A 21,236-nucleotide genomic window follows, 5' to 3' on the forward strand; every position below is an offset into this window, starting at 1 on the left:
CGCCTGGCCGCGGAGGCGGATACTGGCGGGATGGATCGCCAAGCGCTCGCCGACTTCCTCCTCCGACACCGATCGACGTTGCAGCCCGCGGACGTCGGTCTGAGCAGCGGACCTCGGCGACGGACGGCGGGGCTCCGACGCGAGGAGGTCGCGCAGCTCGCAGCGATGTCGACCGACTACTACGCGCGGCTCGAGCAGCAGCGGGGTCCACAGCCGAGCACGCAGATGCTGGGTTCACTCGCCCGCGCCCTCCGGCTGAGTGCCGAAGAACGCGACTACCTGTACCGGATCGCCGGGCACAACGCTCCGACCCGTCTCGCAGCGACCGACTACGTCGCGCCGGCACTCCTGCGCGTCCTCGACCGACTCACCGACGCACCAGCGCTCATCCTGTCGGCGCTCGGCGAGACGCTCGTCCAGAACGATCCTGCCCGGGCGCTGTTCGGGGATGCGAGCCGGTACCGGGGCCTGGAGCGCAGCGCGATCTACCGCTGGTTCGTGCACCCGGAGGAACGCGAGCGATATCCCGCCGAGGACCGGGACCGGCAGAGCCGAGCGCAGGTCGCGTCGCTCCGCGCGGCCTACGGCTCGCTGGGGGCGCAGTCGCCGGCGGGCGAGATCGTCGAGGCACTCACCGGGCACAGCGAGGAGTTCCGGCGGCTGTGGGCGACGCACGAGGTCGGGCGGCGCTTCGAGGACCACAAGGTGCTCATCCACCCAGAGATCGGCCCCATCGAGCTGGACTGTCAGGCCCTGTTCACCGAGGACCAGTCGCAGGCGCTGCTCGTCCTCACGGCCGCGCCGCACACCGAGGCCGCAGGCAAGCTCAAGCTCCTCGCCGTCCTCGGCACCCAGACCTTCGAGGGTGCGCGGTAGCGGAGGCGCCGGCCGAGCGGTTCAGGCCGTCGGTGCTGTCCGCAGCTTCCGACGCCGGACAGCCCCGCCGATCGCGACGCCGACGACCCCGACGACCACCGGGACGACGAGCCCGAGGACGACGACCGCGAGGAGCGCCAGGACGAAGCTCGGCATCAGGCCGCCGCCGATCAGGTCGACCACGAGCAGCGGGACGAACGCCAGCAGGACGAGCCAGGCGAGCCCCGGCTGACGCGACACCGCGAGGATGCCGACCGCAAGCCAGACACCCGCACCCCACAGCAGGAGGCCGAGGACGAAGCGCCACGAGTCGTACGCCTGGTACGGCAGGAGTTGCGGACCGGGAGCGGCCAGATCCGGGTTGCCGATCACGACCAGCGAGGCGACCACGAGGCCGACGGCGGCGAGCACGAGGGCAAAGACTCCGAAGACACGCACGGCTACCTCCTAGGGTGACGCATTCAATCAGGTGTGGCCCAGCCAACCACACCGAGGGGAGATGTCCCCATTCCCCAGCCGTCGCCCACCGCGTACGTTCGAGGGATGAACGACGACGGACGCACCGAGACCGGCGAGCAACCACACGCACCGGAGCAGGACAAGCTGCTGATCGAGTGGCTGGAGATCATGCACCCGCGCCTCGCACGATTCGAGGACTTCCTCACACCGCGCGAGGTCGTCACCGATTACTCGCGGGACTCGCTCGTCTCCCTCGAGCAACTCATCCTCCACCGTTGGCCGGACCGCCACGCCTTCGCGCAGGAGCAGGACACCGATTTCAACGACGGTGCCACGCGATACATCGGCGAGACCTACCTGCGGATCGCCGGGGGCGGGTGGTTCGTGAACCACGATCCGAAGTTCTTGTACTCGGGTCGGCTCTGCATCCTGCTCGACGTCGAGATGCCCGTCCCGATCTCGCCGCTCAACCTGATCATCACGATGTTGAGCCGGCGCACCGGCAATGTCCTCACAAGGATCTGGGACGGGCAGACGACGAACGTCACCGAGCGTCGTCTCGCCGAACCGGGCTGGGAGCCGAAGCGCGAGCCGTTCCCCGGCGCGATCCCGATGTCCCGCTTGAGCTCAGCCCTCACGCCTTCCGTCCGCTGACCCCTTGGGTCTCAGCCACCCACGCGGTCGAACGGCCAGGCGAGATGTGCTGGACTTGCCTGATGACCACACCGCTCGAACGCGCGCTCGCCCTGCAGGCGATGCACGTCCCCGGAGACCCGCTGATCCTCCCGAACGCCTGGGACGTCGCCTCCGCCCGCGCCGTCCTGGCGTCCGGCGCCCGCGCCATCGCGACGACGAGTGCCGGGGTCGCCTGGTCACTCGGGCACCGCGACGGGAACGAGCTGACCCGCGACGTCGCACTCGATACCGTGCGACGGATCGCATCGTCGGTGTCCGTCCCGGTCACCGCGGACATCGAGGGCGGCTACGGGGAGACACCGGACGAGGTCGCCAGCACGATCGCCTCCTGCATCGACGCGGGCGTCTCCGGGGTGAACCTCGAGGACTCGCTGCGCCCGATCGAGGAACAGGAACGACGGATCGCGGCAGCGCGGTCCGCCGCTGACGACGCGGGGGTCCCGCTGTTCATCAACGCCCGCATCGACACGCATCGACTCGGCGACATCGGAAGCGACCGCTGGTTCGACGAGACGGTCACGCGAGCCGCCGCGTATGCACGGGCCGGCGCGAGCGGGATCTTCGTGCTCGGCGCCCTCCGAGCCGACACGATCGAGCGGCTCGCCGATGCGACGACCCTGCCGCTCAACGTCGCCTTCGGCCCGGGCACACGGTCGATCAGCGAGCTCGCGAGAGCCGGAGCGAGTCGTATCAGCGCGGGTTCGTCGATCGCGGAAGCCGCCTACAGCCTCGCGCAGCAGTGGGCGACGGGGATGCTCGAGACGCCCGATGCGGCTCCCGCATCACCGCCCACGCTCGGCTGGGCCGCACTGAACCAGCTCATCCGGGACTGAACCCCCGGCGGGATCAGCGGGACACCGACCACACGCCGCGGATCGCCTCGAGCTGTCGGTCGATCGTGAAGCCGGAGACGTCCAGGACGACGTCGACCTCCGGCGGCGACGCGAGCAGGTCGTGCAGCAGATCGAACTCGGCGTCAGTCAGATACGCGGGGCGCGTCGCGGCACGTGCTCGCGCCTCCTCCACCGGGAGTGCGAGCTGGACCACGAGGCAGTCGGGGAGTTCGGAACGGTAGGCCGCGAGCGCGTCGGCCGGCACGACATCCGCGATGACCACGTCGAAGCCGGCGTCACCGAGATTGCGAGCGAGCGCCGCGGCGTTCCGGACCGCGAGCAGGTGCTGTGCTCGCCCCTCAGGACCGCTCCAGAGCGTCGCGTCACCGGCGACGATCAGCTGTCGAACGTCGTCGGCATCGATGAACGCCGCTCGTTCACGCTCGTCGGCCAGGCGCCTGCCGCAGGTCGACTTCCCGACCGCAGGACCGCCCGAGAGCACCAATGGACGCTTACTCATCTGCTCGATGCGATCACCGGCCTGCGAGAAGGTCAACTCGCAAGGGTGACGCTGCGATCCCCGAAGTCGGCGACAACCCGGACCTGACCGCCCAACGCGGCGACGTACTTCCTGATGGTGTCGAGTTCGAACGACTCAAGCTGCCCGTGTTCGATGGCCGACACGCGACGCTGCGATACGCCCATCGTCTTACTGAGCTCAGTCTGCGTCAGATCAGCTTCCTTCCGCAGCGTGACCAGTTGATAAGCGAGCACTTCTGCCTCGGCGGCGTGGCGAGCGGCTGCGACGCGCTCCGGATCTCGGCCCAACTTCGCGCGCGCGCTCCCCCAACTCACTGGCTTCTCACTCATCGTCATCACCCTTCTGCCATTCACGAAATCGCTGTTCTGCGGTCTTGATCGCCGGCGGATACCAGCCTCTCCAGTCGCCGCGCTTGAAGCTCCTCCATCTTGTGGATCGTGCTGCCTGTGATCCGATCCACGATGGGACGTCCCAGCGACGGGCCATATTCGGACAGCATGTCGATACGGGCGGTGATCTGGTCGCAGAGATCAGGATCGAGCTCGGCTAAAGCAAGGATCTGCTTCTCGACATCGGGCCAGAGTCGAATGTCCCAGGTGTACTCCACCACGTCATTTTAGAATGCTTGAGTTCTCAAGACAACCCGATCGAGCATCCCGATCCGACGCCGCGCGATACCCTCACGGACTCGACGGGATCACCGTCGCCGTCGCGCCGTCGATCAGCAGGGCCTGATCGTCGCGGAGCGGGACCAGCGGGTAGTCGTCGGCATACTGCTCCAGCGTCCGGCTGATGAGCTCCGGCGGGTACGGCGGCAACTGGCCGTCGGCGTGCGGGATCACCGTTCGGTCGACCAGCGCGAGCCCGGCGAAGCCGGTGAGTGTCGGGCCGTCGGCAGGGTCGTCCAGGAGCGAGGCTGGGGTGGCGTCCGGTCCGGCGATGATCGATCCGGCGCTGGCACCGATGTACGGCAGGCCCGCCCGCACGTGCCTGGTGATCACCGTGTCGTTCCCGGAGCCCCGCAACGCCTCGAGCAGGGCGAAGGTGCTTCCACTCGCGACGTAGACCGCGTCCAGGTCCGCCAGCGTGCGGTCGAGGTCGGCAGGCGCGGTCTCGCGGACGGTGACCCGGACGACCTCGTGGCCGAGGGCCTCCACCGACTCGCGCTCGGCGCGGACGAAGGGAGCCTCGGCGAACGCCACCTGTGCGTCGTCGACGTACCCGAGTCGCAGCCGACGACCCGCCGCATCGGTCGACTCGGCGAGGAACGGCGCCATGGCGCCCGGTTGGCGGGACAGCAGGAGGATCTTCACGGAGACACGCTAGAAGATACCGCCGACACGGCCGCTCCGGGCCTGTACCACCATCACCGCGAATGCGCGGGATTGGACCGGCTCCCGTGGCTGTGCTGGAGTGGACGTATGACATCACCGCAGGTCCTGGACCGGGAACAGGTCCGTGCCGCCGTGGACGTCGAGCAGCTCACCGAGGAACTCGGTGCAGCACTCCGCTCGTACACGGGTGAGGGTGCGCCGCAACGCATCCGCGTCCCGATCAACGACGACCTCACGGCCATGGTCCTCGTGCCCGGTCGCCACAAGGGCATCCCGGCCTACACGGTGAAGGTCCATGCGAAGAACCCGACCGCACGCGAGGCCGTGCACGGGACCATCCTGCTCCACCGCCTGCCCGACGGCGCCCTGTTGTCGATCATGGACAGCGGCTGGCTCACGGCACAACGAACCGCGCTCAGTGCCGCGTACGTCCACGACTACCTGACCGCAGCCGCGACACCGGGACCGGTGGCGATCATCGGAGCCGGCGTCCAAGGGGCGACCTTCGCGCGAGCCCTGCAGCGTCGACGCCCCTCGGTCGGATTCCGGATCCACGACCCGGATGCCGCCCGAGCCGAGTCACTGCGGGCCGAGCTGGGCGAGGGCTCGACGGTCACGGCGACGGTCGAGCAGGCGTTGACGACAGCGACCTCGGCGATGACCGCGACCTGGGGACGCCGGCCGGTCGCCGAAGCCGCGGCGCTCGCGGCCTGCGAGCACATCACGGTGCTCGGCATGGACGAACCCGGCAAACGCGAGCTTCCCGAGGAGACCCTGGCGGGTGCGACCCGCTACGCCGACGACCCAGCCCTCGTCGAGCCGATCCTGCGGCAACCGACCACGCCGATCAGCCTGGTTCTCCGGGGTGAGCGGATCGCCCGGTCCGCGCACGATCGCACCGTCTACCTCGCCGTCGGCCTGCCGATGCAGGACTGCGTCGCAGCCTGGCACGTGCACAACCGGGCGGGGTAGCCTGAACGCAGTGAACCGTTCTTCCGCTCTGTGACCCAGAGGCCTTTCAGCGACACCCGTTCGCTCCTCCCACGAGGGGCGGTGATTTCGTGCGCCCGGAACGGGAGCTCCCTGCGGAGTTCCCCTGCACCCCGGCCTCCACTCGAAACCGCTCCGGAAAGAACACCCACGCATGACGTCCATCAACGCTTCTTCCACCCCCTCCGACGGCCGCTCGGCGCTTCGCGCGAACTGCGCTGACTGCTTCGCGCTCTGCTGCACCGCCTTCGGGTTCCAACGATCGACCGACTTCCCGATCGACAAACCAGTGGGAACGCCCTGCCACAATCTGGCGGACGACTTCTCCTGCACCATCCACGAATCCCTGCGTCCGAGAGGATTCCGCGGGTGCACCGTCTTCGACTGCTTCGGCGCGGGCCAACTCGTCTCGCAGGAGCTCTTCGGCGGCACGAGCTGGCGGGAACGCCCCGACACGAGCGCCGAGATGTTCGCCACGTTCTCCGTGGTGCGCCAGCTGCAGGAGATGCGCTGGTACCTCGTCGGAGCCGCCGAGCGGACGACCGCGTCAGACCTGATGGCGCACATCAGCCGGCTCCGTACCGGGATCCAGCGGACGCTCGACGGTGGCACCTCCGAGGTGCTCGCCTGCGACGTCGATTCCCTCCGCGCCGAGGTCCGGCACCTGCTGATCGACGTCAGCGAGGAGGCGCGGGGCGGGTACCTGGCCGACACCGCGCCGGACGACGACCTCCGCTCCTCGGCGGACCTCGCCGGCCGCGACCTGCGCGCTCGTCGACTGTGCGGAGCCGACCTGCGCGGTGCGGTCCTGATCGGCGCAGACCTCCGCGGAGCGGACCTGGCAGGCGTGGACCTGCTCGGTGCCGATCTCCGCGGCGCACGATTCGACGGGGCCGACCTCTCGGACGCCCTGTTCCTCACCCAGATGCAGCTCAACGCGGCCCGAGGTGACGAAGTGGCTCTGCTCCCCACCACCCTCGACCGACCGGGTCACTGGACTGGCCCCTTGCCCGCCTTCCCGACGGATGGGGAGTTGTCCCCGTGGGCCTCGAGCACCCATCCCCGATACCGTCGATGACATGATCCGGAAGAACCGCACCCTCGCACTCGCCGCACTCGTCTCCGCAACCGTCGGGATCGCCCTGACGGGCTGCTCGAGTCCGCAGCAGGCACCCGACGACGCCCTGGCTCTCGGCACGGGCGTGGCGGTCGAGGTCGGGACGGGCGTCGAGATGTCGTTCGCCATCGACGACGTCCGGGAGGGGAAGCTCAGCGACCTCGCCGACATGGGTGTCCAGTCGAGCCCGTCGGATGAGGGGAAGACTCCGTACTTCGTCACCTATTCGGTCACGCTGACGGACGGCGACATCAAGGACGCCGACCGATCCGCCCTCCCGGTGCCGACGACGGACGAGTGGAAGCTCAGCGGCACGGGCAGCTACCAGCCCATCAAGGTCCTGGGCCAGTTCGACTGCACCCCGGACGGCAACGCGACGGCCGGGGTGTCCCCCGACGCCCCGCTCGTCGCCTGCCAAGCCTTCCTCGGCGACGAGGACGCCCTGCCCACGGTCATCGAGGTCAAGGACCTCGGCACCTGGGCGACGAAGGACTGAGCTTCCGCGACTCGAGCTGCACCTGCACCGGCGAACGGTCTTCCACCGTGCGCCGGTGCAGGGTAGTGTCTGCCGTGCGATAAGCGAACAGCCTGTTCCATTATCGAATTCTTGACGATGAAGTGAGGAATCGATGCAGTTCCACCACCACGGCTATGTCTCCGGTGATCCGCGGGTCCTGCCTGCAGCGGGCGTCGGGGTCGATCGACCCGACGAGCTCCCGGACGAGGTCGACGTCCTCATCGTGGGCAGCGGGCCGGCGGGCATGATCGCGGCCGCGCAACTGTCCCGATTCCCCTCCATCATCACGCGTATCGTCGAGCGCCGACCGGGACGCCTCGCGATCGGCCAGGCGGACGGCATCCAGGCGCGCAGCGTCGAGACCTTCGACGCCTTCGGCTTCGCCGAGCGCATCACCGCCGAGGCCTATCGCATCACCGAGATGGCGTTCTGGCAGCCCGACGCCGACGACCCGGGTCGGATCGTCCGCGGCGCCCGACCACTCGATGACACCACCGGCGTCAGCGAGTACCCGCACCTCATCGTGAACCAGGCCCGCGTGCTCGACTACTTCGCCGAGTACATGGCGAACGCCCCGACCCGGATGCGCCCCGACTACGGGTGGGCGTTCCAGCGACTCGAGATCGACGATGCGGAGCACCCCGTCGCGGTCACGCTGCTGGACACGAGCGACGAGTCCTCCGGCGCGACCAGGACCGTCCGCGCGAAGTACGTCATCGGAGCCGACGGCGCCCGGAGTGCCGTCCGCCAGGCGATCGGGTGCACCTTGGCCGGTGACCAGGCGAACCACGCGTGGGGCGTCATGGACGCCCTCGCCGTCACCGATTTCCCCGACATCCGGACGAAGTGCGCCATCCAGTCGGGTTCCGGCGGCAGCATCCTGCTCATCCCCCGCGAGGGCGGGCACCTGTTCCGCATGTACGTCGATCTCGGCGAGGTGCCGTCCGGCGGAAGCGAAGCCGTGCGGTCGACCTCGATCGAGCAGATCATCGACCACGCGAACACCATCCTGAGCCCCTACCGGCTCGACGTGAAACACGTCGCCTGGCACAGCGTCTACGAGGTCGGCCATCGCCTGACGGACCGCTTCGACGACGTCCCGATCGACGAACTCGGCTCGCGCACACCGCGTGTCTTCATCACCGGCGACGCCTGCCACACCCACAGCGCGAAGGCCGGGCAGGGGATGAACGTGTCGATGCAGGACGGCTTCAACCTGGCGTGGAAGCTCGGCCACGTGCTCGAGGGTCGGAGTCCCGAGAGCCTGCTGGCGACGTATTCGGCCGAGCGTCAGGTCGTGGCCCGGGAGCTCATCGAATTCGACCGCGAGTGGTCGAGCCTCATGGCCAAGCGGCCGGAGGAGTTCGCCGACCCCTCCGAGCTCGCCGACTTCTACGTGCGGACGGCGGAGTTCCCGGCCGGCTTCATGACGGAGTACGGCCCGTCGGCGATCGTCGGCGAAGCGACCCACCAGCACCTCGCGAGCGGCTTCCCGATCGGCAAGCGGTTCAAGTCCGCCCTCTCCTCCCGTGTCGCGGACGCGAACCACATCCATCTCGGACACCACGCGACGGCCGACGGACGCTGGCGGATCTACGTCTTCGCGGATGCCGCCTCGCCAGCGTCTGGCCGATCGGCGGAGCTCGCCGTCTGGCTGCAGGACGCACCGGAGTCACCGCTCCGCGCGGTGCCCGACGGCGTGCGGGCCGACGACTGGTTCGATGTGAAGATCGTCTACCAGCAGCGCCACACCGACATCGACCTCGGCACCGTTCCGCAGGTGTTCCTGCCGCGCGTCGGCCCCTTCGACCTCGTCGACTACGAGAAGGTCTACGCCCGCCATCCCGACGTCGACATCTTCGCCGAGCGCGGCGTCGACCGAGCGGGTGCCGTCGTCGTCGTGCGGCCGGACCAGTACGTCGCCCATGTGCTCCCGCTCACGGCCACCGCGGAGCTCGCGGCGTTCTTCGACGGCGTGATGGGACGGCAGACGACGCACTCCTGATCGTCAGGCGAGCGCGGCGTCGATGCCACAGCGCCGGCCGCGACGACGCCGCCGTCACCAGCTGTCGGGCGTCTGCTGGTGGTTCGTCGAGCCCGGCTTGGCGACGCGACCGCGCTGCGACCGACGTCCCCCGGCGTGCCGCGCAGCCGCGTCGCCGTACTGTTCCTGTCGGCGACGGGCGTCACGTCGCTGCCGAAGATGGTTCAGCACGAGCGCGAGCACGGACAGCACCACGAATGCGACACCGACGACGAGCGCCACGGTCCAGAACTCCATGGGCCAACCCTATGCGCCGGACGCTCCGACGACCTCTGCACCTGTCACATCGGAGCGCAGCAGACGGATCGTCGGTCGCTCCGATCGCGAGGACGACCGCGATACGCGCAGCGCGGTGAGGACCGCCAGCACGGCGAGCGTCGCCGTGGTCATTGACGTGCCCGCCACGAGGAGGAGCACCACAGCAGCCAGCCCGAGGAGGACGGCGACCGTGATCCGGCCGCGCGAGTGCGTCGCCATCGGCGTCGGAACCGCCTCGACGCGGGCGAACACCGTCGCGACCAGCGCGGTCAGTGTCAGTGCCGCCCCCAGCCAGAGGGGTCGCCCGAGCCACCACCCGAGGCTGTCCGGCGCGGGGAGGACGACGCCGGTCGTCAGCGCGAACACGGCGGACGCACCGGCCATGGCGAGGAGCACCGGCATGTGCCAGAGGTAGATCGTCATGGCGCGACGGGTGACGAAGTCGGTGACGAACGCGACCCGGCGATGCGCGCTCAGCCGAGCGAGTCGCTCGCGGACGAGCGACAGCAGTGCCGTGTGGGCGACGCCGACGAGGAGCAGCGCCGCGGTGGGCGGGTTGATGTTCGCGATGAGGTCACTCGAGTAGACGCCGGTCCACCAGGTGACGACGAGGACGACGACCGCCCCGACACCGGCGAGCGACCGGACACGTCGGCTGAGCGCGCTGATCGAGCCGTCGGCCAGGAAGAACCCGAGTTGCTGGAGCGCGGTCCAGACGAGGACGAGGTTGATGAATCCGAGGGCGTCGACACCAGTGGCCGCACGCAGGACGTCGACCAGCACGGCCGCAGAGGCGAGCGACGCGATCGACCGGAGCGGTGCGCGCTCGTGGGCGGCGGCGAGCGCAGGCAGCAGTGCCTGGCAGAGCAGGAAGACGCCGAGGAACCAGAGTGGCTGGCCGAACCGGAAGCCGGCCATGGCGACGAGGTCGGCGGGGACACCGGCCAGGGTCAGCATCGCGAGGGCTACACCCACGCAGCCGATGGTGACGACCGCGGGGAGCAACAGGCGATGGAGTCGCGCGGCGACGAACGCCGAGGCCGGTGCACCGTGCGACCGGTGGCGTCGGTACGCGAGCAGGCCGGCGAATCCACCGATGACGAAGAAGAGCGGCATGACCTGCAGAGCCCAACTGAGCGGGGCGATCCAGGCGGTGCCGTCACTCGCATTCTCGAACACGGGACCGGCGGAGGTCACCGTCACGCCGACCATCATCGCGTGCAGGACGACGACCCCGACGATGCAGCAGGCACGCACGAGGTCGATGCCGCGGTCGCGTTCGCCCCGGGTGCGATCGAGCCCGGTGCGGACCGGTCTGGCGCGATCGGTTCCGGCGTCGATCCGTACTGCGTGGGTGATGGCCATGTCGGTCCTCCTCGGTGGTGTCCGAGGAGGTTACGAACGCGGTACCCGAGGGCACATCACCCGGCGGTGTCGTCGCGCCCCGTACCCAGGGGTGAGGTGTCGACGCGCGGCGTCCGGGTCAGGACGGGGCGACGAGTCCGGTGTCGTAGGCGAAGATCACGGCCTGCACGCGGTCGCGCGCGCCGACCTTGGCGAGCACTTTGCCGACGTGGGTCTTCACGGTCTGCTCCGCGATGAACAGGGTCGCGGCGATCTCGCTGTTCGACCGCCCCTGGCCGATGAGGACGAGCACCTCGCGCTCGCGCTCGGTGAGCTCCGCCAGCCGCGCGGCACCATGCGAGGCACGGGGCTTCTGCGCGGCGAACTGGGCGATCATCCGCCGGGTGACGCTGGGTGCCAGCAGTGCATCACCGGCCGCCACCACCCGGACGGCGTGCACGAGGTCCTCGGGCAGCGCGTCCTTGAGGAGGAAGCCGCTCGCCCCGGCCTGCAGGGCGTCGTAGACGTAGTCGTCGATGTCGAAGGTGGTGAGCATGATGATGCGAGGCACCTTCGCCGCCGGGTAGCCCGGGCCGAGGATGCGCTTCGCCGCCTCGATGCCGTCGAGCTCGGGCATGCGGACGTCCATGAGGATGACGTCGGGGTCGAGTCGCGCCGACAGCGTGACCGCTTCGGCACCGTTCGCGGCCTGCCCTGTCACCCGGATCCCGTCGTGGGCGTCGAGGAGCGCGGCGAACCCGGCTCGGACCATGGCCTGGTCGTCGGCGATGAGGACGTCGATGGTCACTGGCGTTCCTTCGTCGAGCTGGGTCGGGGGCGGGATGGCGTCGAGGTCGGTTCCCCGGTGGGCAGCACGGCCGTCACGAGCCAACCGCCTGCGCCGTCGGGGCCGGCGTCGAGGGTGCCGTCGAGGAGGGCGGCGCGTTCGAGCATGCCTCGGAGGCCGTGTCCGGCGCCGTGCTCCCCCGTGCTCTGCGCAGGACCGTTGTGGATGCGCAGCTGTACCGCGGTCGTATCGACTCGGACATCGACGACGATGGGCGCGCCCGGCGCGTGTCGGACGGCGTTGCTCATCGCCTCCTGCACGATGCGGAACGCGGCGATCTGCACGGTCGGAGGGACGGGCAGCGCGCCCTCGTCGCCGCGGTCCATCGAGAGGGTGATGTCGGCACCCACGCGGCGCAGGCCGTCGGCGAGTGCCGGAAGGTCGTCCAGGCCCTGTTGCGGCGCGAGTTCCGCGATCTGGTCCTCGGTGCGCAGCACCCCGAGCAGACGCCGCATCTCGACGAGCGAGCCCCGAGCGGTGGCGGCGATGTCGTCGAACTCCGCTGCGGCGTCCTCGGCGAGGCCGGGCACGCGGTACTTCGCCGTCGAGGCCTGCACCTGGATCACGGACATGCTGTGCGCGACCACGTCGTGGAGCTCGCGGGCGATCCGGGTGCGCTCCTCGACGAGCACGCGCCGGGACTGCTCAGCGGCGGAGGTCTCGCGCTCACGAGTCAGCTCCTCTCCCAACCGCACCCGCCCGGAGATGAGCAGAGCCACGAGGTACGCCACCCCCGCAACGGAGGACGCGACGATGAGGTCCGCGGCCATGGCGGTCGCGTCGGCGGCGGACGGGACGAGGAGTGCCGCGACGAGCGAGCCCGCGATGCCGACGAGCAGCGGGATGAGTCCCAGCAGCCAGCCGTGGAGGAAGGTGACGACGCCGACGAACACGGCGAAGGCGATGAGCGCGGGCACCGACCACGGCCACGGCCAGACCGGGTCGTGGTCGGGCGAGGCGACCAGCGGGAGCACGAAGGCAGCAGCGGAGAACAGCACGATCGCGACGCGCGGGAGCACGACGGACAGGAGCGGCGCGCCGCAGACCGCGGCTCCGAGGAGGAACGACGCCGGGAGCACGGTGCCGTAGAGGAGGCTCTGGATCGGAACGAGGACGCTCAGCAGGACGACGCCGACGCCCGCGAGGACGAAGCGTCCGACGGTGCGGCGGGAGGTGCCGCGCGCCGTCCGATCCATGAGGGTCATTGTCCCATCAGCGCCAGGGCCGGCGGGTGTTCCTCGGTGTCTGACCCGGCCGGCGTCCCGTCGCTGGCCGCATCGGACCGCTCACGGCGACGACGACGGACGGCTGCGACCCGGTCGACGACCAGACCGAGGACGAGCGCGACGCCCACACCGAGCACGGAGCTGAGGAACGGCTGGTCCTCGAAGAGCTTGCCGGCGACGACGCCGATGATCGCGCTGTAGGCGGCCCAGGTCACTCCCCCGATGACACTGAGCGGCAGGAACCGTCGCCACGGGTATCGGAGGGCACCGGCGGACATGTTGACGACGACGCGGCCGACCGGGATGTACCGCGCCCCGAGGATCAGCGGGGCGCCTCGACGCCCGAGCGTCCGCCCTGCCCGATCGAAAGCCGCCGCGATCCGGGGACGCCGCATCCACGCGAAGCGCGTCGTGCCGACCCCGCGGCCGATGAGGTAGGCGATGTTGTCGCCGATCGCCGCGCCCACGGCCGCGACGGCGCAGAGGAGCAGGAGGTTCGATCCGCCGGTCGAGACCGCGACGGCCGCCGCGGCGACGAGCACCGTCTCGCTCGGGATCGGCGGGAAGAACCCGTCGATGACGGCGGTCGCGAACATCACCACGTACAGCCACGGTGAGGTCACTGCGTTGAGGATGAGCTCGTTGATGACGTCCATGCTCCGACGCTACGAAGCGGACGGCACCGCAGCATCACCCTGGGGTATCGCGGACCCCCTACCCCGGTGGTGTTCTGCGGCGCCGTCAGTGCCGTTCCCCCTCGGTGCCGGTCCTAGTCGACGACGGCCGGGACCGTCGGTTCGGCGTGCCCACGCGGGGCGAGCGCTTCGTGCGTGCTGATCTCGTAGGCGTTCTCGGCGTGGAGGACGACGTCGAGGCCCTGCGCCTCCGTCTCGGCCGGGACACGGATGCGCATCGTCTTGTCGAGCACCTTCGCGAGCACCCAGGTGATGGAGAAGGTGTAGACGAAGACGCCGACGATCGCGAGCGCCTGCTTGCCCAGGAGCAGGAAGCCACCGCCCGCGAGGAGCCCCTCTCCACCGCTCGGCGCGAGCGGCACGGCGAGGACACCGATGAGGAGGCCGCCGACGACACCGCCGACGAAGTGCAGCGCGGTGACGTCGAGGGCGTCGTCGAAGCCGAGGCGGACCTTGAGGCTCACCGCGAAGTAGCAGACGACCGCCGCGGCGGCACCGATCGCGAGGGAGCCGAGCGGGGTGACCGCACCGCAGGATGGCGTGATGGCGACGAGTGCGGCGATCGCGCCCGAGCAGGCACCGAGGGTGGTGGGGTGACCGTCGCGCAGCTTCTCGACGACGAGCCAGACGATGACGCCCGCGCAGGTCGCGGCGACGGTGTTGAACACGGCGACGGCGGCGTTGTTGTCGGCGGCACCGAGGGCGCTGCCGTCGAAGCCGATCCAGCCGACGAAGAGCAGGCCGGCGCCGAGGAGCGTGAGCGGGAGGCTGTGCGCCTTGGGCTGCGACGGGAAGCCGTTCCGCTTGCCCAGGACGATGGCGAGGGCGAGGGCGGCGACCCCGGAGTTGACGTGGATCGCAGTGCTGCCGGCGTAGTCGATCGAGCCGATCGTGTTGGCGAGCCACCCGCCCTGCACGCTGCCGTCGGCGGAGTCGAAGGCGAAGACCCAGTGCGCGACCGGGAAGTAGACGAGCGTCGACCAGACACCGGCGAAGACCATCCACGCGCTGAACTTCATCCGACCTGCGGCCGCTCCGGCGACGATCCCGATCGTGAGACCGGCGAACATCAGGTGGAGTGCGGCGAGCGCCAGCGGCGGGAGCGCGCTTCCCTCAGGGGCGACGAGCAACTGACCGAGGCCCGGGTACTCGGTGGGGTCGCCGACGAGTCCGAGGCCACCGAGGCTGTCGCCGAAGACCATCGAGTAGCCGAACGCGACCCAGAGGATCCCGACGAGACAGAACGACGCGAAGATCATCATCATCATGTTCATGGTGATGCGACGACTGACCATGCCGCCATAGAACATCGCCAGGCCGGGCAGCATGAGCGCCACGGCCACCACCGCCGTCAGGAGCCATGCCGTGTTGCCCGCGATTGCAGCCGTGTCCATCCGGACCTCCAGGGTTCGCGCGGGATCCGAAACGGACGACCGCATTTTCAATAGGTCATCCAATTGTCGTGACGACCGGTTTCGATGCAGTATCGAATCCGTTTCGTGTTCGTTACGTCGCGTCTCCATAGACTTCCGAACACATTCCGAATACCATGAGTGGATGAGCGCTTCGACCTACCTCCCGACACTCAGCCGCCGTTCTTCCGATCTGAGCAAGCACTCGGCCGAGGTCTTCGCCGAGGCCGACGATCACCCAGTCACGGTGACCCGACGTGACGGCGAGCCACTGGTCCTCATGTCACAGCGTGAGGCCGAAGCCCGCGCGCACCTCCTGGACTTCGCTGCACAGCTCATCACCGTGACCCTCGACGACACCGGCACACTCGCTGAGCGGATGTCCCGGGCGTTCCCCTGGATGCTCGCGCTCTCGAACGCGGACCGGGCTACGTGCGCGCAAGACCTGGTCGACGCAGCCCGCGCGTCGATCGCGACCGATCAGCCGCACCTGGCGATCACCCGGCTGACCTCCTGGAAGGAGACGGCCACGGCCTTGGCTGCGGGCCTCGGCGCGGTCGATCTCGTGTGGCTCGAGACCGACGAGGTCGGGCCGGTGGAGCGCCCCTGACCGTGGCGGCATCCAAGAGAGGAGCGCTGGTTCCGCGCCCGCCGAAGAAGATCCAGTACGAGATACGCTTCGCGACCGCCGAGGCCAGCCGCGGGTGGCAAGACCTCGTCGCCACCATTCGGAACTCCATGGCCGACACCTGGGACTTCCTCACCTCGACACCGTTGGACACCACGCTCACGAATTACCGACTCATGGGCGATCTCGGCGTCATCACCCGAGCTGGGCAGACGCACGAACGCTGGCAACACAAGCCGACCGCGAAGGGGACGGCGCGTATCTGGTACTACGTCGACGGACGCACCGTCTATCTGAAGCAGGTGCACACGAGCCACCCGAACGAGACGAAGTAGCGGCTCACTCCCCGGCGAGGTCGAGGTGGAGCGCAGCCCGCTCGACGTCGGCGAGCGCTGCGCGGTCGACCAACAGGCTGTGGAGGGTGGCGGAGGCGGTGCGCCGCGCGAAGGCCCTGATGCGGTCCGCCTCGCTCGCACCCTCGGCGGCCTCGACCGGCGGGTACTGGGCGGCGATGTCGCCGGAGCCATAGCGGAAGGCCTTCTGCATGCCCTCGTTGGCGTGGAGCGCGGCGGCCGCAGCCCACTCCGGGGTCTCGCTGCCGCCGAGGACGAGGGCCCCCTGCTCGACGCCGTCTCGGATGAGTCCGGCGATGAATGTGAACAGCGTGCGGTAGTCGTCCCAGAACGACGCGAGGTCGTCGGGATGCTCCGCCGCGAGCCGCTCGATCTCGTTGTAGTCGAAGGGCGCCTCGCAGATCGCGACACCGTCCTCGTAGAGGACGCGGTAGAGCTTCGCGGGGACGTCGGCCTCGATCGGACCGAGGGCCTCCGCGGCGCCGACCGACTGGCGGTTCGAGGCGGCGGTCGCCCGCAGCACCTCGCGCTTGTTCGCGAACCAGTAGTAGAGCGAGGACTGCTTCATCCCGCACGCCTCGGCCAGCATCGTCATGCTCGTGCGCTCGTACCCGCGCTCCGCGAACAGCCTGGTCGCGACCTGGATGATCTCCTGACGAGGATCCTCGGCGGCGACCCCGCTGGCGCGAGGACGCCCGGGCGATGCTCCTGTGCGGCCGGCCATCGATCACCACTCCCTGCTCGCGGACACCTCCGCCAATCCTACGGGCGGGCACAGCGCCTCAGCCCTCGGCCAGCAGCTCCCGCATGGCCGCCTCGATCACGGCCGTCTCGGCGGCACGCACGCCAGGCCGCCCAGCCACGTGTCCGAGGTCGGACTCGATCACCCGCACCTCGCTCCGACGCATCATCGCCGACTCCAGGACGTTGTCCTCGACGGTGAAGTAGAGGTCGGTCGACGACGGCATGACGATGCTCCGCGCGCGCACTCGCCCGAGCGCCGCAGCCAACCCGCCCTCGACCCCCTGCCCGGGATCCGCCCGCTGCCAGGTGCGCAGCATCGCGAGCAGGTCGTTCGCGTCCCACCGCTCGTGGTCGGCCGCCCAGTCCTCGAGGAGGTCTGCGACGTCGGTGTACCCGAGCTCGCGGTAGGTGCCATCCCGGAAGAACGCCTGCGAGTAGGCCCACCCCGCATAGACCGTCCCGAATGCGCGGAGTCCGGCCCGTGGCGGTGTCGTGTAGCGGCCGCCGTCGAAGGCCGGATCCGCCCGGAGCGCCGCCTCGACGCCCGCCAGGAAGACGGCGTTGTGGGGCGAACACCGCGCGGCACCGGCGACCGGGAGGAACGCGTCGACGAACTCCGGATACCGCACCGCCCACTCGTAGGCCTGCAGCGCGCCCATCGACCAGCCGGCGATCAACCGCCAGCGGCGGACACCGAGGTGGTCGGCGAGCTGCCGTTGCGCACGGACGTCGTCACCGATCGAGACCTCGGGGAACGCGGCACCGCGCACCTCCTCAGCCGCGTTCGACGGCGACGTCGAGACGCCGTTGCCGAACAGGTTCACCGAGACGATGAACCAGCGGTCGGGGTCGAGCGCCAGGCCCGGACCGACCCACGGCTCGTAGCTCGCGTGCGTCCCGGTGTAGTAGCTCGGGAGCAGGACGGCGTTGTCACCGTCGGCGTTCAGCGCGCCCTGCGTCGTGTACGCGAGCCGCGCCTCCGGGAGGTCCGCGCCGGACTCCAGCGCGAACCTCCCGAGGTCGAGGACCTGGTGCATCGGGATCAGAAGAACTTCAGGTAGCGGGCGGTCTCCCAGTCCGACACGTGCGCCTGGTACTCGTTCCACTCCTGACGCTTGTAGTCGATGAACGCGTCGTACATCGCCTCGCCGAACACGGCACGCGACAACGAGTCGGTGGCGAACTCGTCGACCGCCTCACCGAGGCTGCGCGGCAGCATGCCGATGCCGAGCTGCGCGACCTGCGCCTCGGTGTAGTCGTACATGTTCTCGGTGTGCGGAGCTCCCGGGTCGAGGTCCTCGCGGATGCCCTCGAGGCCCGCGGCGAGGATGAGCGCCGCCCCGAGGTACGGGTTGCAGCTGATGTCCGCAGCCCGGCACTCCACGCGCCCGCCCTGGAGCGGCACGCGCAGCATGTTCGTCCGGTTGTTGTTGCCGTAGCTCACGAAGACCGGAGCCCAGGTGGAGCCCGACATGCTCCCCTGACGCACGAGCCGCTTGTAGCTGTTGACCGTCGGCGCGATGACCGCCGAGAGCGCGGGCGCGTGCTTGAGGACACCGGCGATGAACTTGTAGCCGAGCTCCGAGATGCCGCAACCACGTGGGTCGTCGTCGGTCTCGAAGAGGTTCTCTCCGGTCTCGATGTCGGCGAGCGACATGTTGAAGTGCGCACCCGACCCGCTCCGGTCGGCGAAGGGCTTCGGCATGAAGGTCGCGAAGTAGCCGTGCTTGCGGACGATCTCGTTGGCCATCAGCCGGAAGAACACGGCGCGGTCGGCCATGGTGAGCGCGTCGGAGTAGTTGAAGTCGATCTCGAACTGCCCCGGGGCGTCCTCGTGGTCGAACGAGTACACACCCCAGCCCATCTCGGTCATCGCCTCGACCAGCTCAGTGAGCCAATCGAGGTTGTCGAGCGCGGCGGTCGCCGTGTAGCAGGGCTTCGCGAGGTCGTCGCGGTCGCTGACCTCGGTCACACCCTCCGGGGTGTCCTTGAGGACGAAGAACTCGGTCTCGATCCCGAGGTTGAAGGTGAAGCCCATCTCGGCCGCGGCATCGAGCTGGCGCTTGAGGATGTTGCGCGACGCCGCCTCGAACGGCTCGCCCTTCGTGTAGAGGTCGCTCGCGAAGAAGGCGACGTCCTTCCGCCACGGCAACTGCACGGCGCTGTCGAGGTCGGGACGGGCGGAGAGCTCCTCGTCACTGATCGCCTGCGGGAGGCCGTCGAGCGCAGCCCCCGTGAAGAGCTCCGATCCCCCGGCCATGCGCTCGAGGTGGGACAGCGGGACGAACTTGGTCTTGATGCTGCCGTGCATGTCCACGAAGCTCGCCATCGCGTACTTGACGCCGGCCTCCTGCAGGCGGGCGCGGACGGAATCCACGGTGGTAACGGTCTCGACGACGGTCATGGGATGCTCCTCCGGTTGCGTCGCGGCCCTCGCCGCGACTCATTTCGATACTGTATTGAAAGTATGCGCGGATGGAGTTTCGATGCAGTGTCGAAAGTGTTTCGAGGGTGTGAACGCTGTGCCGAGGTGCACTGGAACACAGAACCGGCGCCCGCCGCGAGTGCGACGGACGCCGGTTCCGAGCGTCGTGGTTACGGAACGATGACCGCACGCCCGCGGATCGTTCCCGCGTGCAGGTCCTCGTAGGCCTTCGGGGCGTCGGCGAGGGAGTACGGCTGCACCTCGACGTCGACCTTGCCCGCCTTCGCGAGCTCGAAGACCTCGATGAGCTCGCTCCGCGAACCCCAGTACGGCACGCGCACGGCGGCGTCGTAGGCGATCGACCCGAAGCCGACGGTCGCCGAACCGCCGCCGATGCCCACGATCGTCACGTCGGCCTCCATGGCGGCGACCGCGGTGGCCGTGGCGATGGTCGGGCCTGCGCCGACGAAGTCGAACACGGCGTCGACCCCGATACCGCCGGTCAGCTCGCGGATCTTGCCTGCAGCCGACTCGTCGCTGATGAGCGTGACGTCGGCACCGACGTGCTTGGCCAGCTCGAGCTTCTCGTCGCTCACGTCGAGGACGATGACCGTCGCACCGGAGAGCGCCTTGAGCATCTGGATGCCGACGTGACCGAGGCCACCGGATCCGATGACGACGGCGAAGGTGCCGGCACCGAGCTTCGGCAGGCTGCGCTTGATCGCGTGATACGGCGTGAGGCCCGCGTCGGTGAGCGACACGTTCTTCACGGGGTCGAGGTCGCCGATCGGCACCAGGTGACGCACGTCGTCGACGATCATGTACTCGGCCATCGAACCCTGGCTGCCGAGCCCGGGAGGACGGATCCCCTCGGCGACGGCGTTCGTGCAGTAGTTCTCCTTGCCCTGCGAACAGTTCAGGCAGTGGCCGCAGCCCCACGGCCCGTAGACGGCGACCGCGTCACCGATCTGCAGGCCCGTCTCGACACCCTCACCGAACGACTCGATGACACCGGCACCCTCGTGTCCGAGCGTGAGCGGCAGCGGGTACTGCTGCGCGAGGTAATCCTCCTCGGGGAGGCTCATGACGTAGTCGTCGGAGTGGCAGACACCGGCGGCGGTGACCTTCAGCAGGATCTCACCCGGCCCCGGTGTCGGCTTCTCGATCTCGACGACCTCGGGGGCCGAGCCGATCTTCGTGTACCGCAGTGCCTTCATGGTGAGACATCCTCCTCGAGCGTCGGAACCGCACGCCGCAGTCGCTCACTAAGCGACGTGTGTCAGATAAGTCTGACCGTTCCAGTATGCGCCTCGATCCGTCGGCCGGCACCCCGTTGACAGGCCGGGCCGTCGACACCCGTCAGGACGGTTCCCAGGCCAGGACGACGTCGAGGAGCTCAGCACGCGACAACCCGCTGTCGACCTGGAGGATCGGTTGCGGCAGCGTCGCGAGCCAAGCCTCGTGCGACGCCCGACTCCGGCCGTCGAACGCAGGGTCGTCGTAGCCACTCGCCCAGGCTCGGAACTGCCGCCACGCACGGTCGTCGTGCGGTTCACCGGCCCGCCGCTCGATCTCTCGGGCCTCCAGACGCCGCAGCCGTTCCGCCGGGTCGAGGGTCACGAAGACGATCGCGTCGCATTCGGCGACGATCTCGTCACCCCAGCCGGGCATCGAGCCCGACAGGACCCAGGCCTCGCGCGGCACGAACAGCTCACGCATGAGCCGCACCCGCTCCGCGTCCGAACGCTTGGTCACGTAGGGCGGGTCGGTCGGCACCCAGAAGTAGTCGTCGGCGTCGGCGTGCGGGACGGACCAGTGGTCGGCGAGCGCCCGCCCGAGCGTCGTCACGCCACTCCCGCTCGCCCCCATCACGTGCACTCTCGATCGTCGCATCCGT

Annotated in this window: 25 protein-coding genes; 9 read left to right on the plus strand and 16 right to left on the minus strand. The window is 69.3% G+C overall.

Going from position 1 to position 21,236, the window contains the following annotated elements; translation table 11 throughout:
- Positions 1-30 precede the first annotated feature (30 nt).
- Positions 31-876, plus strand: a complete 846-nt coding sequence (locus AC4PMY_RS08355) for a helix-turn-helix transcriptional regulator (RefSeq protein ID WP_491622439.1) — start codon at positions 31-33, stop codon at positions 874-876.
- Positions 877-897: 21 nt separating this feature from the next.
- On the opposite strand, the gene AC4PMY_RS08360 is transcribed toward AC4PMY_RS08355, so the two are convergent.
- Positions 898-1,314: a hypothetical protein gene (locus AC4PMY_RS08360; protein ID WP_491622440.1), complete on the minus strand. Its 417-nt coding sequence runs from the start codon at positions 1,312-1,314 to the stop codon at positions 898-900.
- Between the two features lie 105 nt (positions 1,315-1,419).
- Here AC4PMY_RS08360 and AC4PMY_RS08365 point away from each other — a divergent pair, with 105 nt between their 5' ends.
- Entirely contained in the window at positions 1,420-1,989 is a 570-nt protein-coding gene (locus AC4PMY_RS08365) for a hypothetical protein (RefSeq protein WP_064295837.1), read from the plus strand.
- Between the two features lie 62 nt (positions 1,990-2,051).
- Positions 2,052-2,864 (plus strand): isocitrate lyase/PEP mutase family protein, encoded by an 813-nt coding sequence (locus tag AC4PMY_RS08370; RefSeq protein ID WP_491622441.1) that lies wholly within the window; start codon positions 2,052-2,054, stop codon positions 2,862-2,864.
- 13 nt (positions 2,865-2,877) lie between these two features.
- Here the strand turns inward: AC4PMY_RS08370 and AC4PMY_RS08375 are convergent, their stop codons facing one another.
- From AC4PMY_RS08375 to AC4PMY_RS08390, 4 genes are all read right to left on the minus strand, one after another.
- Positions 2,878-3,420: a P-loop nucleotide/nucleoside kinase family protein gene (locus AC4PMY_RS08375; protein ID WP_491622442.1), complete on the minus strand. Its 543-nt coding sequence runs from the start codon at positions 3,418-3,420 to the stop codon at positions 2,878-2,880.
- Positions 3,417-3,734, minus strand: coding sequence for a helix-turn-helix domain-containing protein (locus tag AC4PMY_RS08380; protein ID WP_064295991.1), 318 nt, complete (start codon positions 3,732-3,734; stop codon positions 3,417-3,419). Before AC4PMY_RS08380 ends, AC4PMY_RS08375 begins: the two co-directional genes overlap by 4 nt.
- A 20-nt stretch (positions 3,735-3,754) precedes the next feature.
- On the minus strand, positions 3,755-4,012 hold the full coding sequence (locus AC4PMY_RS08385) for a type II toxin-antitoxin system RelE/ParE family toxin (RefSeq protein ID WP_071261382.1): 258 nt from the start codon (positions 4,010-4,012) through the stop codon (positions 3,755-3,757).
- Positions 4,013-4,085: 73 nt separating this feature from the next.
- Entirely contained in the window at positions 4,086-4,718 is a 633-nt protein-coding gene (locus AC4PMY_RS08390) for a Type 1 glutamine amidotransferase-like domain-containing protein (protein WP_491622443.1), read from the minus strand.
- 108 nt (positions 4,719-4,826) lie between these two features.
- Here AC4PMY_RS08390 and AC4PMY_RS08395 point away from each other — a divergent pair, with 108 nt between their 5' ends.
- The 4 genes from AC4PMY_RS08395 to AC4PMY_RS08410 all read left to right on the plus strand — a co-directional run bounded on the left by AC4PMY_RS08395 (position 4,827) and on the right by AC4PMY_RS08410 (position 9,368).
- Complete coding sequence (locus AC4PMY_RS08395; protein WP_491622444.1) at positions 4,827-5,711, plus strand: hypothetical protein; 885 nt, start codon at positions 4,827-4,829, stop codon at positions 5,709-5,711.
- 172 nt (positions 5,712-5,883) lie between these two features.
- Positions 5,884-6,807 carry a pentapeptide repeat-containing protein gene (locus tag AC4PMY_RS08400; protein WP_491622445.1) on the plus strand — a complete coding sequence of 308 codons (924 nt, stop codon included), beginning with the start codon at positions 5,884-5,886 and terminating at the stop codon, positions 6,805-6,807.
- A gap of 1 nt (position 6,808) precedes the next feature.
- The gene (locus AC4PMY_RS08405; RefSeq protein ID WP_064295832.1) at positions 6,809-7,342 is read left to right on the plus strand and encodes a hypothetical protein; all 534 of its coding nucleotides are present in this window, start codon (positions 6,809-6,811) and stop codon (positions 7,340-7,342) included.
- 133 nt (positions 7,343-7,475) lie between these two features.
- Entirely contained in the window at positions 7,476-9,368 is a 1,893-nt protein-coding gene (locus AC4PMY_RS08410; protein WP_064295831.1) for an FAD-binding monooxygenase, read from the plus strand.
- Positions 9,369-9,422: 54 nt separating this feature from the next.
- On the opposite strand, the gene AC4PMY_RS08415 is transcribed toward AC4PMY_RS08410, so the two are convergent.
- From AC4PMY_RS08415 to AC4PMY_RS08440, 6 genes are all read right to left on the minus strand, one after another.
- Positions 9,423-9,644 carry a hypothetical protein gene (locus AC4PMY_RS08415; RefSeq protein ID WP_491622446.1) on the minus strand — a complete coding sequence of 74 codons (222 nt, stop codon included), beginning with the start codon at positions 9,642-9,644 and terminating at the stop codon, positions 9,423-9,425.
- A 9-nt stretch (positions 9,645-9,653) separates the two neighbouring features.
- Complete coding sequence (locus tag AC4PMY_RS08420; RefSeq protein ID WP_491622447.1) at positions 9,654-11,030, minus strand: acyltransferase family protein; 1,377 nt, start codon at positions 11,028-11,030, stop codon at positions 9,654-9,656.
- Positions 11,031-11,148: 118 nt separating this feature from the next.
- Positions 11,149-11,817, minus strand: coding sequence for a response regulator (locus AC4PMY_RS08425; RefSeq protein ID WP_064295829.1), 669 nt, complete (start codon positions 11,815-11,817; stop codon positions 11,149-11,151).
- Positions 11,814-13,052: an ATP-binding protein gene (locus AC4PMY_RS08430; RefSeq protein WP_491622448.1), complete on the minus strand. Its 1,239-nt coding sequence runs from the start codon at positions 13,050-13,052 to the stop codon at positions 11,814-11,816. The genes AC4PMY_RS08425 and AC4PMY_RS08430 overlap by 4 nt, the downstream gene beginning before the upstream one ends.
- Before the next feature lie 5 nt (positions 13,053-13,057).
- Complete coding sequence (locus AC4PMY_RS08435; RefSeq protein WP_064295827.1) at positions 13,058-13,738, minus strand: DedA family protein; 681 nt, start codon at positions 13,736-13,738, stop codon at positions 13,058-13,060.
- A gap of 113 nt (positions 13,739-13,851) precedes the next feature.
- Positions 13,852-15,171 carry an ammonium transporter gene (locus AC4PMY_RS08440; protein ID WP_491622449.1) on the minus strand — a complete coding sequence of 440 codons (1,320 nt, stop codon included), beginning with the start codon at positions 15,169-15,171 and terminating at the stop codon, positions 13,852-13,854.
- Between the two features lie 163 nt (positions 15,172-15,334).
- Here AC4PMY_RS08440 and AC4PMY_RS08445 point away from each other — a divergent pair, with 163 nt between their 5' ends.
- Positions 15,335-15,799, plus strand: a complete 465-nt coding sequence (locus AC4PMY_RS08445) for a type II toxin-antitoxin system Phd/YefM family antitoxin (protein WP_064295825.1) — start codon at positions 15,335-15,337, stop codon at positions 15,797-15,799.
- 2 nt (positions 15,800-15,801) lie between these two features.
- Entirely contained in the window at positions 15,802-16,152 is a 351-nt protein-coding gene (locus AC4PMY_RS08450; RefSeq protein WP_491622450.1) for a hypothetical protein, read from the plus strand.
- 4 nt (positions 16,153-16,156) lie between these two features.
- Here AC4PMY_RS08450 and AC4PMY_RS08455 read toward each other — a convergent pair whose 3' ends face one another.
- The 5 genes from AC4PMY_RS08455 to AC4PMY_RS08475 all read right to left on the minus strand — a co-directional run bounded on the left by AC4PMY_RS08455 (position 16,157) and on the right by AC4PMY_RS08475 (position 21,232).
- A complete protein-coding gene (locus AC4PMY_RS08455) occupies positions 16,157-16,894 on the minus strand; it encodes a TetR/AcrR family transcriptional regulator (RefSeq protein WP_491622451.1) in 738 nt (245 codons plus the stop codon).
- Between the two features lie 58 nt (positions 16,895-16,952).
- Positions 16,953-17,951 carry an alpha/beta fold hydrolase gene (locus tag AC4PMY_RS08460; RefSeq protein WP_491622452.1) on the minus strand — a complete coding sequence of 333 codons (999 nt, stop codon included), beginning with the start codon at positions 17,949-17,951 and terminating at the stop codon, positions 16,953-16,955.
- A 5-nt stretch (positions 17,952-17,956) separates the two neighbouring features.
- Positions 17,957-19,318: a type III glutamate--ammonia ligase gene (gene glnT / locus AC4PMY_RS08465; RefSeq protein WP_491622453.1), complete on the minus strand. Its 1,362-nt coding sequence runs from the start codon at positions 19,316-19,318 to the stop codon at positions 17,957-17,959.
- 191 nt (positions 19,319-19,509) lie between these two features.
- A complete protein-coding gene (locus tag AC4PMY_RS08470; protein WP_079000745.1) occupies positions 19,510-20,556 on the minus strand; it encodes an NAD(P)-dependent alcohol dehydrogenase in 1,047 nt (348 codons plus the stop codon).
- A gap of 142 nt (positions 20,557-20,698) precedes the next feature.
- Positions 20,699-21,232 carry a P-loop NTPase family protein gene (locus AC4PMY_RS08475; RefSeq protein ID WP_491622454.1) on the minus strand — a complete coding sequence of 178 codons (534 nt, stop codon included), beginning with the start codon at positions 21,230-21,232 and terminating at the stop codon, positions 20,699-20,701.
- Positions 21,233-21,236 lie beyond the last annotated feature (4 nt).

The sequence above is a fragment of the Plantibacter sp. MDV22-iso1 genome, assembly GCF_058408345.1.

Bases quoted from the DNA above. Each gene is read 5' to 3' on its own strand.
- AC4PMY_RS08355 (WP_491622439.1), top strand. From the start codon at position 31: ATGGATCGCCAAGCGCTCGCCGACTTCCTCCTCCGACACCGATCGACG.
- AC4PMY_RS08365 (WP_064295837.1), top strand. From the start codon at position 1,420: ATGAACGACGACGGACGCACCGAGACCGGCGAGCAACCACACGCACCG.
- AC4PMY_RS08370 (WP_491622441.1), top strand. From the start codon at position 2,052: ATGACCACACCGCTCGAACGCGCGCTCGCCCTGCAGGCGATGCACGTC.
- AC4PMY_RS08380 (WP_064295991.1), bottom strand. From the start codon at position 3,734: ATGAGTGAGAAGCCAGTGAGTTGGGGGAGCGCGCGCGCGAAGTTGGGC.
- AC4PMY_RS08395 (WP_491622444.1), top strand. From the start codon at position 4,827: ATGACATCACCGCAGGTCCTGGACCGGGAACAGGTCCGTGCCGCCGTG.
- AC4PMY_RS08400 (WP_491622445.1), top strand. From the start codon at position 5,884: ATGACGTCCATCAACGCTTCTTCCACCCCCTCCGACGGCCGCTCGGCG.
- AC4PMY_RS08405 (WP_064295832.1), top strand. From the start codon at position 6,809: ATGATCCGGAAGAACCGCACCCTCGCACTCGCCGCACTCGTCTCCGCA.
- AC4PMY_RS08410 (WP_064295831.1), top strand. From the start codon at position 7,476: ATGCAGTTCCACCACCACGGCTATGTCTCCGGTGATCCGCGGGTCCTG.
- AC4PMY_RS08415 (WP_491622446.1), bottom strand. From the start codon at position 9,644: ATGGAGTTCTGGACCGTGGCGCTCGTCGTCGGTGTCGCATTCGTGGTG.
- AC4PMY_RS08420 (WP_491622447.1), bottom strand. From the start codon at position 11,030: ATGGCCATCACCCACGCAGTACGGATCGACGCCGGAACCGATCGCGCC.
- AC4PMY_RS08430 (WP_491622448.1), bottom strand. From the start codon at position 13,052: ATGGATCGGACGGCGCGCGGCACCTCCCGCCGCACCGTCGGACGCTTC.
- AC4PMY_RS08435 (WP_064295827.1), bottom strand. From the start codon at position 13,738: ATGGACGTCATCAACGAGCTCATCCTCAACGCAGTGACCTCACCGTGG.
- AC4PMY_RS08440 (WP_491622449.1), bottom strand. From the start codon at position 15,171: ATGGACACGGCTGCAATCGCGGGCAACACGGCATGGCTCCTGACGGCG.
- AC4PMY_RS08445 (WP_064295825.1), top strand. From the start codon at position 15,335: ATGAGCGCTTCGACCTACCTCCCGACACTCAGCCGCCGTTCTTCCGAT.
- AC4PMY_RS08455 (WP_491622451.1), bottom strand. From the start codon at position 16,894: ATGGCCGGCCGCACAGGAGCATCGCCCGGGCGTCCTCGCGCCAGCGGG.
- AC4PMY_RS08460 (WP_491622452.1), bottom strand. From the start codon at position 17,951: ATGCACCAGGTCCTCGACCTCGGGAGGTTCGCGCTGGAGTCCGGCGCG.
- glnT (WP_491622453.1), bottom strand. From the start codon at position 19,318: ATGACCGTCGTCGAGACCGTTACCACCGTGGATTCCGTCCGCGCCCGC.
- AC4PMY_RS08470 (WP_079000745.1), bottom strand. From the start codon at position 20,556: ATGAAGGCACTGCGGTACACGAAGATCGGCTCGGCCCCCGAGGTCGTC.
- AC4PMY_RS08475 (WP_491622454.1), bottom strand. From the start codon at position 21,232: ATGCGACGATCGAGAGTGCACGTGATGGGGGCGAGCGGGAGTGGCGTG.